This is a genomic window from Pseudorhodoferax aquiterrae (assembly GCF_014652235.1).
Classification (GTDB): domain Bacteria; phylum Pseudomonadota; class Gammaproteobacteria; order Burkholderiales; family Burkholderiaceae_C; genus Pseudorhodoferax; species Pseudorhodoferax aquiterrae.
Genome location: NZ_BMYK01000046.1, coordinates 1 through 13285 on the forward strand (window position 1 = coordinate 1; position 13285 = coordinate 13285).

The following is a 13285-nucleotide window of genomic DNA, read 5'->3' on the forward strand; positions in this document are numbered from 1 at the left end:
TCGCTCACTCAGCTCGAACAAGTGCAATGAGTCAGATGACAAAGCGCGAGGTTCCCCGCGCCGCCCAGGCCACTGCGCTCCTCGGCGTGGGCACAGGGGCCCCGGGAGCGGGGTCACAGACGGGCCATCGCTGCGCTCGGCCACGCCACTGAGAGGACGGCTCGTATGAATCAACCTGCCCCCATCGCCATGGTCAGCGGCGGCACCCGCGGCATCGGCCTGGCCATCGCCCGCGAACTGCTGGCCCATGGCTGGCGCGTGAGCGTTGGCGCACGCAGCGCCACCGACGCCTATTCCGGCTACAGCGCCGACCAGCTGCGCGTCCACCGCTTCGACGCCGAGGACAAACAGAGCGAAACCGACTGGGTGGCCGCCACCGTGCGCGACTTCGGCGGCATCGACGCGCTCGTTCACAACGCCGGCATCCTGAGCACCCGCTCGGTCATCGCGGCCGACGATGACGAGGTCGACCGCCTGCTGGAGGTCAACGTCAAGTCGCCGCTGCGCCTCACACGCAAGGCCTGGCCGCACCTGCTGGCCGCGCGCGAAGGCAAGGTGCTGGTCATGGCCTCGCTCGCGGCCAAGCGCGTGCGCACGGCCGATGCCTCGCTCTACGCGCTCAGCAAGGCCGCGGTGCTGTCGCTGGCCCATGGCATCCGCCACTGCGGCGCCGCATCGCGCGTGCGCTGCACCGCCCTGTGCCCGGGCTTCGTCGCGACCGACATGGCAGCCAGCCTGCCGCCCGAGCAGCTGCAACAGGCCACGCAGCCCGAAGACATCGCCCGCATCGCACGCACCGTGCTCGAGCTCCCCGCCTCGGCCAGCGTGGCCGAGATCCCCATCAGCTGGACCGTCGAACCCCAATACTGAAACACCATGAAAGTCATCTACAGCGACCAGCACGTCGGCCACGACCCACAGCAGTTCATCGTGCGCGGCCGCATGAAGCGCAGCAACGAGCAGCCCGAGCGCGGCACGCTGCTGCTCAACGCCGCGCGCGCCCAGGGCCACGAGATCCTCGCGCCCGAGGACCACGGCCCCGGCCCGCGCGCCGCGATCCACACGCCGCAGTACCTGCGCTTCCTGGAAACGGCCTGGGAACGCTGGCAGCAGCTCGAAGGCGCGTCCGAGGAGGTGATGCCCAACGTCCACCCCTTCCCGGGCCAGCCCTTCACCTACCCCGACAGCCTGGTCGGCCAGGCCGGCTACCACATGGGCGACATGGCCTGCTCCATCGGCCGCCACACCTGGCATGCCGCGACCTGGTCGGCCCACGTGGCCACGCACGCGGCCCAGCTCGTGCTGGACGGCGAACGTGCCGCCTACGCGCTGTGCCGCCCGCCCGGCCACCATGCCTACGCCGACCGCGCCAACGGCTTCACCTACCTCAACAACGCGGCCATCGCAGCCCAGCACCTGCGCGGCCAGCACGACCGCGTGGCCATCCTGGACATCGACGTGCACCACGGCAACGGCACCCAGGGCATCTTCTGGCGCCGCAAGGACGTGCTGACCGTGTCGCTGCACGGCGACCCGCACTTCTGCACGCCCTTCTTCACGGGCCATGCCCACGAGATCGGCGAAGGCGAAGGCCTGGGCTACAACCTGAACCTGCCGCTGGCCCGTGCCACGCAGGACGAGGGCTACCTCGCAGCGCTGGCCACGGCCCTGTCCACCATCCGCGCCTACGCGCCGGGCGCACTGGTCGTGGCCCTGGGCCTGGACGCGCACGAGCACGACCCCTACCAGATGCTGGCCGTCAGCACACCGGGCTTCGCCCGCATCCTCGGCGAGATCGCGCGCCTGGGATTGCCCACCGTGCTCGTGCAGGAAGGCGGCTACCTGTCGGAAGACCTGGGGCCCAACCTGGCGAGCGCGCTGGGTGGGTTCGAGAAGGCGGCCTGAGCATGGAAGACCTGGACGCCGCGATCCGCGCGGCCCTGCCCGAAGCCGCAGTCCTGACCGCCCCGCCCGCGCCGGTCGCGACCGGCTGGGCGGCAGACCTGCTGCAGCGCCTGTACGGCCTGCAGGGCCAGCTCAAGCCGCTCACGGGCGAGCGCGACGCCAACTTCCTGCTGGAGCCGGCCGGCGGCGGCGCGCGCTGCATGCTCAAGCTCTCGCACCCGGACGAAGACCCCGTGGTGGCGGACTTCCAGACGCAGGCGCTGCTGCATGTCGCGCGCACCGACCCCGGCCTGCCCGTGCAGCGCCTGCTGCCGGACCGGCACGGCGCGCCCTCGGTGCAGATCGAGGACGCCGAAGGCCGCACGCGCGTGGCGCGGGTCTTCAGCTACCTCGAGGGCCTGCCCATGCCGCAGGCGCCGCGCTCGGCCGCGCAGCGCACGAGCGTGGCCCGCATGCTGGCCCGGCTCGACCGCGCGCTGGCCGGCCTGGAACACCCGGCCGCCGCGCGCGAACTGCCCTGGGACATCCAGCGGGCCGACCGCGTGCGTCCGCTGCTCACCCATGTGACCGACCCAGCCCGCCGCGCGCTGGCCGAGGCGGCGCTGGCCGGCTTCGAGCGCCGCACCAAGCCGCGGCTGGCCGGCCTGCGCCGCCAGCCCATCCACAACGACTTCAACCTCTACAACCTGCTGGTCGACGCGCAGGAGCCCGCGCGCGTGGCCGGCATCCTGGACTTCGGCGACATGGTGCATGCGCCGCTCGTGGACGACCTGGCCGTCGCGGCCTCCTACCACATCGACGAGCAAGGCGACGCACTGGCCACGATCGCGCAGTTCGCGGCCGACTACCACGCGGCGTCGCCGCTGCTGGAGGCCGAGACCCTGGCGCTGCTCGACCTCGTGCGCGCACGCCTGTCCATGGTGGTCGCGATCAGCGGCTGGCGTGGCGCGCGCCAACCCGAGAACGCGCCCTACCTCATGCGCAACAACGCCGTGTCGTGGGCGCGCCTGCAGGCCTGCGCCGAGCTCACGCCCGAACAGGTGCAGGACGCCATCCACGCCGCCTGCCGCACCCCGGAGACCACCCATGCCTGAGACCTCCACCGCCGACCTGCTGGCCCGCCGCGCGCGCCTGCTGGGCCCGGCCTACCGCCTGTTCTACGAGGAACCCTTCCATCCCGTGCGCGGCGAAGGTGTGTGGCTCTATGACCAGAAGGGCACGCCCTGGCTGGACGCCTACAACAACGTGGTGCCGCTGGGCCATGCGCGGCCCGAGGTGGTGGAAGCCATCGCGCGCCAGGCCGCCGTGCTCAACACGCACACGCGCTACCTGCACGAGGGCATCCTCGACTACGCCGAGCGCCTGCTGGCCACCATGCCGCCCGAACTCGGCCACGCCACCTTCACCTGCACGGGCAGCGAGGCCAACGACCTGGCCATGCGCATCGCCACGGCGCACACGGGTGGCACCGGCCTCATCGTGACGCGCTTCGCCTACCACGGCGTGACCTCGGCGATCGCCTGCGCCTCGCCCTCGCTGGGCCAGTACGTGCGCATCGGCGACCACGTGCGGCTCGTGGACGCGCCCACGGGTGACGATGCCGAGACCGGCAAGCGCTTCGCCGACGGCGTGCGCGCCGCCATCACCGACCTGCGGGCCCACGGCCTCCAGCCCGCCGCGCTGCTCGTGGACACCGTGTTCTCCAGCGACGGCGTGTTCACGGCCCCGGCCGGCTTCCTGCGCGAGGCGGTCGAGGCCATCCACGCGGCCGGCGGCGTGTTCATCGCCGACGAGGTGCAGCCCGGCTTCGGTCGCACGGGCGAGGCCTTCTGGGGTTTCCAGCGCCACGGCGTGGTGCCCGACATGGTGACCATGGGCAAGCCCATGGGCAACGGCCACCCGGTCGCCGGGCTCACGGTGCGGCCCGAGGTCATGCAGGCCTTCGGCCAGGCCAGCCGCTACTTCAACACCTTCGGCGGCAACCCGGTCTCCATGGCCGCAGCCTCGGCCGTGCTCGACGTGATCCAGCAGAACGACCTGCAGCGCAATGCGCTCAACGTGGGCAACTACCTGCGCGAAAAGCTGGCCGCGCTGGGCCAGCGCCATGCCATCGTGGGCGAGGCGCGCGGCGCGGGCCTGTTCATCGGGCTGGAGCTCGTGGCCGACCGGGCCACGCGCGCACCGGCCACGGCCCAGGCGGCCAAGGTCGTCAACGGCCTGCGCCAGCGCCAGGTGCTGCTGAGCGCCACGGGGCCCGACGCCAACGTGCTCAAGATCCGCCCGCCGCTGGTGTTCCAGCGCGCGCATGCCGACCTGCTGGTCGAGCGGCTGGACGAGGTGCTGGGCACGCTCTGAAGATCGCCCCGCCGTGGGGCTTGAAAATGATTTTCTTGTTACTACAATGAAATCGTGTTCACCGTCGTCGAAACGCCGACCTTCCAGAAGCAGGCTGCGGCCATCTGGTCGCAGGACGAGCGCCACGCCTTCATCGCCTGGATCGCCGCCCACCCCGAAGCGGGCGATGTGATCCCTGGCGCCGATGGCGCACGCAAGGTCCGCTGGGCCGTGCAGGGCCGAGGCAAGCGTTCCGGCGCACGGGTGATCTACTTCAACCTGTCCGGCGACGAAATCGTGTTGCTGGTGGCCGTCTACGCGAAGGCCGACCGGACCAACATCGCGCCCAAGGACATCCACCGGAGCTAGGCATGCCACGGAAACGTCTGAACATCGACAAGGTCGCGGCCGCCATCGAGGCCGATGCGGGCGAGGCCCTGCCAGGCCTGCGCGAGTCGCTGGCCGAGGCCAAGGCCGGTCAGTTCGCAGCGGTCCACACGCCGACGCAGATCGCTGCGCGCAAGCGCGGCCGCCCCGCCGGCAGCGTGAAGGCCGACGCCAAGGTCTCGACCACGATCCGCTTCGACCCCGAGGTGCTGGAAGGCCTCAAGGCGACAGGCCCCGGCTGGCAGACCCGCGTGAACGACACCTTACGCCGGGCACTCAAGGCTGGTCGATTCAAGGCGGACACGGCGGCCTGAACGGCTGGGCTATCCTTCGGCCCGCAACCATGGGCCAAGCCTTTCAATCCCTGTCGATGCCGGCCGTCATGGCCTGGGGCCTGCTGTTCTTCGGCGGCATCTACCTCGTCTTCGGCGGACTGAACTGGCTGCTCACGCGCCGGCTGCTGCCGGCGCTGGGCATCGGCCGTGTGCTCGATCCGCGGCCGGTCACGCCCGAGCAGTTGCGGCGCGAGTTGCTGCAGTCGGGCGGCTCGGTGCTGATCTTCGGCCTGGGCATGGTTTTCCCCTGGGGGCTGCTGCAGCTGGGCTGGGCCCGCTTGGCGGTCGACCCGAGCGGATGGCGCATCGCGCTGGAGATCGGCGTGCTCATGGTCTGGAACGACATCCACTTCTGGATCAACCACCGGCTGCTGCACACGCGCTGGCTCAAGCGCTTCCATGGTCCGCACCACCGCTCCATGGTCAGCACGCCCTGGTCCACCTACAGCTTCCATCCGGTGGAGGCCGCCATGCTGGGCAACGTGATCCTGCTGCCCATGGTGCTGCACGACTTCAGCTTCTGGGCGCTGGCCTCGGTGCCCGTGTTCAGCCTCGTGCTCAACAACATCGGCCACGCCAACTACGACTTCTTCCCCCGCGTGACCTACGGCCACTGGTTCGCGGCCAGCCGGCGCCACCACCTGCACCATGCGGCGCATGCGGGCAACTACGGCTTCCAGTTCACCTTCATGGACAGGCTGTTCGGCACGCGGCTGCCAGCCGATGCGGCCGAGCCGCAGATCGCCGCCTGGCGGCGCAGGCAGGAGCGGCGTGCGCAGCAGGGCTGAACGGCTGCCCCGGCTGCGCCACCGCAGCGACTGGCAGAGCCTGCTCTACCTGGCGGCGCTGCCGGCGCTGGCCGCCTGGCAGTGGGTCCATGGCTTTAATGCCGCGCTCTACGCGCTGATGCTGTTCCTCACGCTGGGCATCGGCGTGATCCACCACAACCACACGCACCTGCGCATGTGGCGCGGTCGCCGCGCGAACCGCGCGACCGACCTCTGGATCACGCTGCTGCAAGGCCATCCGAGCTTCGTGTTCTGGCCCGCCCATGTGGCCAACCACCACCGCCACCGGCACGGCCCCGAGGACGTGGCGCGCACCTACCGCTTTGGCGGCGACACCAACCACCTGCTGGGCTACCTGCTGCACCCGCTGCAGGCGGTCTGGGTGCTGTACCCGCTGTTCCTGCGCTGGCTCGCCAGGCTCTACCGGCACCAGAGCGGCGCATTTCGCTACTGCATGGCGCAGTACGCCGTCTGGCTGGGCTCCTGGGCGGTGCTGCTCGCGCTGGACTGGAAGAAGGCCCTGCTGTTCGTGATCGTGCCGCAGCTGCACGGGCTGCACTGGCTGCTGGCCACCAATTACCTGCAGCACGCCCATGCCGACGGCAGCGCGGCGGGGCGCCAGCCCCAGGGCCCGCTCAACTACGCGCGCAACTTCGAGGGCTGGCTCAACCCGCTGCTGTTCAACATCGGCCTGCACACGGCCCACCACGAGCACCCGCATGCGCACTGGTCCGAGCTGCGCGGCCTGCACCATGCGCACTACCGCGCACGCGTGCACCCTGCCCTCAACGAAGGCGGCCTCGTGCCCTATATGCTGCGCGTGTTCGTGCTCGGCAGTGTGCTGCCGCGCTACCGCAGCCGCTCGCTGATGCCGGCCCACAACAGCTGATCCAGAACATGCCCGTCACCTTCGACCGTGTCTTCGTCCAAAGCGCCGGCTACTTCATGCCCGGCGAGCCCGTCGCCAACGCGCAGATGGACGCCTACATCGCGCCGTTGAACCGCTTGTCCTCGCGCATCCAGCGCCGCATCCTGGCCGAGAACGGCATCCAGCAGCGCTACTACGCCATCGACACCGAAGGCCGCACTGTCTTCAGCAATGCCCAGATGGCGGCCCATGCGGTGCGCGACTGCCTGCAGCGCGGGGGCCGCCTGCTTGCCGACGTCTCGCTGCTGGCGACCGGCAGCTCGGGCGGCGACACGCTGATGCCGGGCTTTGCCAACATGGTGCAGGGCGAGCTCGCCGCGCCGCCCATGGAGACGCTGTCGGTGCACGGCATCTGCGCGGCCGGCGTGTCGGCCATCCAGGCCGCCGCGCAGGGCGTGCAGCTCGGCGCGCACCGCGCCGCGCTGGCGGTGGCGGCGGAGATGCCCTCGCGCTTGTTCAAGCGCTCGCGCTTTGCGGCACGCGGCTACGAGACCGATTTCGACTCGCACTTTTTGCGCTGGATGTTGTCCGACGGCGCCGGCGCGCTGCTGTTGTCCGACCAGGGCGCCGCCCTGCCCCGGGCACCCGGCCTGCGCCTGCAGCTCAAGTGGATCCACCAGCGCGCCTTCTCGGGCGACTACCCGGTCTGCATGCAGCTGGGCCTCACGGAAGACCGCGCGCGCGGCCACCTGGATTTCGACTCCTGGACCGATGCCGAGGCCGCCGGCGCACTCTCGCTGCGCCAGGACATCCGGCTGCTGCCGCATCTGTTCGACATCGGCATCCACGAGTACGCGCAGCTCGTGCACGGGGGTTGGCTGGACCCGGCCAAGGTCGACCACTTCCTGTGCCACTACTCCTCGGAGAAGTTCATCCCCGTGGTCGAGGACCTCATGGACAAGGCCGGCCTGGCGATCCCGCGCGAGCGCTGGTACAGCAACCTGGCCTGGCGCGGCAACACGGGCGCGGCCTCCATCCTCGTGATGCTGGCCGAGTTCCTGCAGACGCGCGAACTCAAGGCCGGCCAGCAGCTGTTCTGCTACGTGCCCGAATCGGGCCGCTTCATGGCGGCGTACATGCTGCTGGAGGTGCAGGAGCTTGACGCGCCCGTGCCGGCGCGCCCCGCCGCGCGCGTGGCAGCACCGGACGAAACCGACATCGCCCCGCCGCACGACCCGGCCACGGCCCCCGCACCGCTGCGCGACCTGCTGACCGCGCTGGCCGCCATCTGGCACGGCTACCGCTCCGAGGTCTGGCGTACGCCGCTCGTGCGGCAGATCCGCGAGCGCCGCTTCGCCGTGCCCGACTACCTGAACTGGATGGAACACTGGGTGCCGCAGGTGCGCGAAGGCAGCCTGTGGATGCGCGAAGGCGCAGCCTCGCTGAGCGCGCCCTACCAGGGCCTGGCCGCGCTGATCGGCGTGCATGCGGGCGAGGAGCAGAACGACTTTCGCATCCTGTTCGACGACTACCGCAAGGCCGGCGGCACCGTCTCTGACATCGCCGCCTTGCGCCGCAACCCGGGCGGCGAGGCACTCAACGCCTACCTGCACCGCCTGGCCGCCACGCCCGATCCCTTCGGCCTGCTGGGCGCGATCTACATCATCGAGGGCACGGGCCAGCGCATCGTGCCGGCCCTGCTGCCGTTGCTGCGGGCGGCGCTGCCACTGCCGCCGGAGTGCTTCCGCTTCCTCGAGTACCACGGCCACAACGACGAGAACCACCTCGCGCGCTGGCTCATGGCGGTGGAGATGGTCATGGCACTGGACACCGATGGCCGCGCCGCGCAGCAGATCGTCGCCACGGCGCGCCACACGGCGGCGCTGTACCTGATGCAGTTCCAGCACGTGACCGAAGGACGGGCAGCGCCATGAGCAGGAAGCTCCTGCCCGACTTCCTGGCCCGCGCCCACGACGACCGCGACCCCAGCCCTTGGCTTGCTCTGTGGCTGGACCAGAGCACACCCCTGCCCGACCCCGTGAAGACGGCCTGGCTGGCCGATTCCAGCTCGGCCTCGCGCCAGTATCTGCTGCCCTTCCTGCGGCCGCTGGCGCGCACGGTCATCGTGCTGCTGCAGGTGGTGAAGGTGTTCTTCCCGCGCAACTGGTCGCACTCGGGCGCGCTGCACGCCCTCTTGGTCTGGGGGCTCAAGCGCTTCGTCTCGCCGCAGGCCAACTGGCTGATCCTGCGCCACTTCCACCTGGGCTCGCAGGTGCTGGCCTTCATAGCCCGCAACTCCCCTGCGCCGGTGCCCACGAGCCCGCTGGAGCCAACCGACATCGACGCGCTGCGCGACGACCTGTTCTTGAAGCACGACCTGAACCTGTTCAACTTCGTGATCCGGCTGAACCAGGCGTTGCGCGACCAGGGCCTGGAGCTGCACAAGCCCGCGCACCTGGACCTCACGATGCTGCGCGACCCCGATCTGAAGCTGGAGGACATGCCGCACGGCCGGCTCAACTTCCTGGACCTGCAGAGTGCCATCGAGCTGTTCACGCCGCTCTACCAGCTGCTGCTGACCGACAACGACTTCTGGCGGGCGGCCAACTCGCTGCAGCTGGACGAGACCATCGGCATCTACTGCGCCACGCTGCTGGCCGCGCCCGAGCACCTGGTGCTGGTCAACAACAAGCACCCGCTGGTGCCGTTGTCCACGCTGCGTGCCGGGCACCGGCTGGTGATCCACGGCTTGTCGACCGAGATGCTGCACGCGCTGCTGATGCGCTTCAAGCAAGCGCAGGCCGAGGGCGGCGTGGTCCACACCACCAGCGGCGACGCGTCCGCTCAGTAGCTCAATAACGCGCCAGGCTCAGGCCTTCGGTGTCGATGGCCGGCTGGCGGCCCGCGATCCAGTCGGCCATGAGCCGGCCCGTGCCGGCCGCCATGGTCCAGCCCAGCGTGCCATGGCCCGTGGACAACCACAGCCTGGGGTAGCGCGTCGGGCCCAAGATGGGCGTGCCGTCCGGCGTCATGGGCCGCAGGCCGCACCAGAACTTGGCCTGCGCCAGATCGCCGCCCCGCGGGAACAGGTCGCTGACCACGTGGTCCAGCGTGCGCCGGCGCTCGGGCTTCAGGCTCAGGTCGAAGCCGCCCAGCTCGGCCGTGCCGCCCACGCGGATGCGCTCGCCCAGGCGCGTGACGGCGACCTTGTGCGTCTCGTCCATCACCGTGGATTCGGGCGCGCCACTGGCGTCGGTGATCGGCAGCGTCAGCGAGTAGCCCTTGACCGGGTAGACCGGCAGGTGCAGGCCCAGCGGCTGGAGCAGCAGTGGCGAGTAGCTGCCCAGCGCGACCAGGTAGCGGTCGGCCTGCAGCAGGCCCGCATCGGTGCGCACGCCCGTGATGTCGCCACCGGCCTGGGCGATGCCCTGGATGTTCACGCCGTAGCGGAACTGCACGCCCAGGCCCTCGGCCAGCTTCGCCAGCCGCTGCGTGAACAGAAAGCAGTCGCCGGTTTCGTCACCGGGCAGGCGCATGCCACCCACGAACTTCTCGCGCACGGCCTGCAGCGCGGGCTCGTGGCGCACGCAGCCGTCCATGTCCAGCACCTCGTAGGGCACGCCGTACTGCTTCAAGACCTCGATGTCCCCGGCCGTGCCGTCGAGCTGCTTCTGTTCGCGGAACAGCTGCAGCGTGCCCTGGCTGCGCTCGTCGTAGGCAATGCCGGTCTCCGCGCGCAGGGCCTGCAGGCAGTCGCGGCTGTACTCGGCCACGCGCACCATGCGCGCCTTGTTGATGCGGTAGCGCTCGGCCGTGCAGTTGCGCAGCATGGACATGCCCCAGCGCCACATGGCCGGGCTCAGCAGCGGCTGGATGACCAGCGGGCTGTGGTGCATCATGAGCCACTTGATGGCCTTGACCGGCACGCCCGGCCCGGCCCAGGGCGCGGAGTAACCGGGCGAGACCTCGCCCGCATTGGCGAAGCTGGTTTCCATGGCGGGCGCGGGCTGGCGGTCGACGACGGTGACCTCGTGCCCGTCGCGCGCCAGATAGAAGGCCGCCGTCGTGCCGATCACGCCACTGCCCAAGACCACCACTTTCATGCCCGCCCTCCCGCGTTTTTCGTGTGGCGCGGATTGTGCGAGCGATCGCCCCATGGCGGCCGCTCCAGCCGGCGATCACATCTTCCATTAGCGCGGCTGATCGGCCCGGATCAGATCCCGCCGTGCGGGTGCGTGGGGTCGACCCACAGCACGGTGTCGGGCTTCTCCACGGGCGCGATGTCCAGGTTCACGGCCACGGCCTCGCCATCGCTGCGGCACAGCACGCATTCCAGCGGCTCGGTCTCGCTCGCGTTGATCTCCTGGTGCGGCACATAGGGCGGCACGTAGATGAAATCGCCCGGCCCGGCCTCGGCCGTGAACTCCAGCCGCTCGCCCCAGCGCATGCGCGCGCGGCCACGCACCACGTAGATCACGCTCTCCAGATGGCCGTGGTGGTGGGCGCCGGTCTTGGCGTCGGGATGGATGGTCACGGTGCCGGCCCACAGCTTGCTGGCCCCCACGCGCGCGAAGTTGATGGCGGCCTTGCGGTCCATGCCGGGCGTCTGGGCGGTGTTGGCGTCCAGCTGGTTGCCGGGCACCACGCGCACGCCGTCGTGCTTCCAGCGTGCCTGCGCGTCGTCGGGGTGGTGGTAGTGGTGTTCGTGTGCCATGGCGTTCTCCCGGTTCATTCGAAGGCAAAGGTCTTGAGCGCGCGGCGCTGGCGCTTGACGCTGTACATCGCGGCGTCGGCGTCCATCAGCACCTGCTCGGGGCTCTCCTGGCTGCCCACCAGCAGGCGGATGCCGATGCTGGCCGAGCAGCGGTAGGTCTCGCCGCGCAGGTGGTGGTGGCGCTCGATCGCATCGAGGATCTTGTCGGCCACGGTGTTCACATGGTCGGCCGCGGTCTTCTCGTCCACGCCCAGCTCCTCGAGCAGCACGACGAACTCATCGCCGCCCAGCCGGGCCACGGTGTCGTGCTGGCGCACCGCCGCCTGCAGCCGCCGGCCGACCTCGACCAGCAACTGGTCGCCCGCCTCGTGGCCGAAGCCGTCGTTGATGCGCTTGAAGCCGTCCAGGTCGATGAACAGCACGCCGAAGTAGCTGCGCTGGCGGCCGCTGGCGAGCTGGGCCTGGCGCAGCCGGTCCATCAGCAGCCGCCGGTTGGGCAGCCGGGTCAGCGGGTCGTTGAAGGCCATGGTGCGGATCTCCGCCTCCATGGCCTTGTGGCGGCTGATGTCGCGCGCGATGACCGAGATGCCGGCGATGCGCCCGCGCGCGTCGAGCACGGGCGACACCGCCATCGACACGTCGATCACCGTGCCATCCTTGCGTACGCGCTGGGTCTCGTAGTCCTGCACGCGCTCGCCGCGCTGCACGCGGGCGATCAGCGCGGCATCCTCGCCCCGGCGCTCGGGCGGCGCCAGCAGCACGGCCGACTGGCCCAGCATCTGCGCCTCGGTGTAGCCGAACATCTGCTGCGCCCCGCGGTTCCAGGTCGTGATGGTGCCCTGCAGCGTCTTGCTGACGATGCTGTCCGAAGAGCTCTGCACGATGGCCTCGAAGCGGTTGTGCAGCGCCCGCAGCTGGCGCCGCGACGAGCGCACCTGCACCAGCCAGGCCCACAGCGTGAGCACCACGGTCAATGCCGCCAGCGCCGCCACCATCGCCGTGTTGGCGCGCCAGCCGGCCATGACGTCCTGCGTGGACCGCCCCACGACCACATAGAAGGGATGGTCGCGCAGGCGCCGGTAGGCGTTCAGGCGCTGGTGGCCGTCCACGGTGCCTGCGGCTTCGTACGTGCCTTCCGCCGGCGCCGCGCGCACGGCGCGGCGCAACACTTCCGACACGCCGACGGCGGCACCCTGCGTCTGCGGGTGGTAGTGCACGGCCCGCAACTCCTCTGTGCGCAGCGAGGCGGCGCCGTGCGCGCCCAGATCGACGCCGTCGAACAGCTGGTCGAACTGCGCGCCCGACATGCTCGCGAACACCACACCGCGCAGGCTGCCGTCGGCATCGCGGACGGCGCGCGCGAAGACCATGCGGGCCGTGCCGTCCTGCACCGGGCCGGCCACCACCAGCGCGCCGCGCGGCTGGGCCACGGCGCGCCGGAAGAAGTCCTGCGCACCCACCTGCGCCATGGACGGCGGCAGCGCGGCGCTGTGCAGCCGCACCATCCCGCCGGCATCGGCGAGCGCGACCTCGTCCAGCGCGATCCGCGCCATGCGCGGCTGCACCTGCAGCACCGCGCCCTGCGGCTCGCCCGCGCGGCCCTGCAGCAGCGCGCCGTGGCGCAGGGCCACGAGCTGCAGATAGATGTCGATCTTGTCGAAGTTGTCGGACAGCTGCGCCTCGACCAGCCGCGCGAGGTTCTGCGTTCCGACCAGGGCGCGCTCGCGGCTGCGCGCATGGTCGGTCGTGATGGCCAGTACCGCCAGCGCCACGACCAGCACGATGATCAGCAAGGGACCCACCGCCTGGCCCAGCCAGGGCGGCAGCGCGGGCGGGCGAGCGCGGGATCCTTCGTCAACGTGCATGCGGGGTCGTTACGTGCGGCCAGGAGCCGGCCATTCTAGGAGCGCCCCGGACGGGCCGGCCGGCATGCAAGCCGCGCCAGGATTTCACA

General features: G+C 70.6%; 13 protein-coding genes. 10 read left to right on the plus strand and 3 right to left on the minus strand.

Going from position 1 to position 13285, the window contains the following annotated elements; genetic code table 11:
- Positions 1-165: 165 nt before the first annotated feature.
- The 10 genes from IE209_RS32050 to IE209_RS32095 are packed head-to-tail and all read left to right on the plus strand — an operon-like array spanning position 166 to position 9468.
- Positions 166-870, plus strand: coding sequence for an SDR family NAD(P)-dependent oxidoreductase (locus tag IE209_RS32050; protein WP_189690917.1), 705 nt, complete (start codon positions 166-168; stop codon positions 868-870).
- 6 nt (positions 871-876) lie between these two features.
- A complete protein-coding gene (locus IE209_RS32055; RefSeq protein ID WP_189690918.1) occupies positions 877-1905 on the plus strand; it encodes a histone deacetylase family protein in 1029 nt (342 codons plus the stop codon).
- 2 nt (positions 1906-1907) lie between these two features.
- Positions 1908-2999: a phosphotransferase gene (locus IE209_RS32060; protein WP_189690919.1), complete on the plus strand. Its 1092-nt coding sequence runs from the start codon at positions 1908-1910 to the stop codon at positions 2997-2999.
- Entirely contained in the window at positions 2992-4260 is a 1269-nt protein-coding gene (locus IE209_RS32065; RefSeq protein ID WP_189690920.1) for an aspartate aminotransferase family protein, read from the plus strand. Before IE209_RS32060 ends, IE209_RS32065 begins: the two co-directional genes overlap by 8 nt.
- A 54-nt stretch (positions 4261-4314) precedes the next feature.
- Entirely contained in the window at positions 4315-4608 is a 294-nt protein-coding gene (locus IE209_RS32070) for a type II toxin-antitoxin system RelE/ParE family toxin (protein WP_189690921.1), read from the plus strand.
- A gap of 2 nt (positions 4609-4610) precedes the next feature.
- Entirely contained in the window at positions 4611-4940 is a 330-nt protein-coding gene (locus tag IE209_RS32075; RefSeq protein WP_189690922.1) for a BrnA antitoxin family protein, read from the plus strand.
- Between the two features lie 29 nt (positions 4941-4969).
- Positions 4970-5749, plus strand: coding sequence for a sterol desaturase family protein (locus IE209_RS32080; RefSeq protein ID WP_189690923.1), 780 nt, complete (start codon positions 4970-4972; stop codon positions 5747-5749).
- Complete coding sequence (locus IE209_RS32085; protein WP_189690924.1) at positions 5685-6638, plus strand: fatty acid desaturase; 954 nt, start codon at positions 5685-5687, stop codon at positions 6636-6638. Before IE209_RS32080 ends, IE209_RS32085 begins: the two co-directional genes overlap by 65 nt.
- An 8-nt stretch (positions 6639-6646) precedes the next feature.
- A complete protein-coding gene (locus IE209_RS32090; RefSeq protein ID WP_189690925.1) occupies positions 6647-8551 on the plus strand; it encodes a beta-ketoacyl-ACP synthase III in 1905 nt (634 codons plus the stop codon).
- Positions 8548-9468, plus strand: coding sequence for a DUF6999 family protein (locus IE209_RS32095; RefSeq protein ID WP_189690926.1), 921 nt, complete (start codon positions 8548-8550; stop codon positions 9466-9468). Before IE209_RS32090 ends, IE209_RS32095 begins: the two co-directional genes overlap by 4 nt.
- Position 9469: 1 nt before the next feature.
- On the opposite strand, the gene IE209_RS32100 is transcribed toward IE209_RS32095, so the two are convergent.
- The 3 genes from IE209_RS32100 to IE209_RS32110 all read right to left on the minus strand — a co-directional run bounded on the left by IE209_RS32100 (position 9470) and on the right by IE209_RS32110 (position 13196).
- Positions 9470-10720, minus strand: a complete 1251-nt coding sequence (locus tag IE209_RS32100; RefSeq protein ID WP_189690927.1) for a D-amino acid dehydrogenase — start codon at positions 10718-10720, stop codon at positions 9470-9472.
- 110 nt (positions 10721-10830) lie between these two features.
- Positions 10831-11331: a cupin domain-containing protein gene (locus IE209_RS32105; RefSeq protein WP_189690928.1), complete on the minus strand. Its 501-nt coding sequence runs from the start codon at positions 11329-11331 to the stop codon at positions 10831-10833.
- Between the two features lie 14 nt (positions 11332-11345).
- Positions 11346-13196: a diguanylate cyclase domain-containing protein gene (locus tag IE209_RS32110; RefSeq protein ID WP_189690929.1), complete on the minus strand. Its 1851-nt coding sequence runs from the start codon at positions 13194-13196 to the stop codon at positions 11346-11348.
- Between the last annotated feature and the right edge of the window lie 89 nt (positions 13197-13285).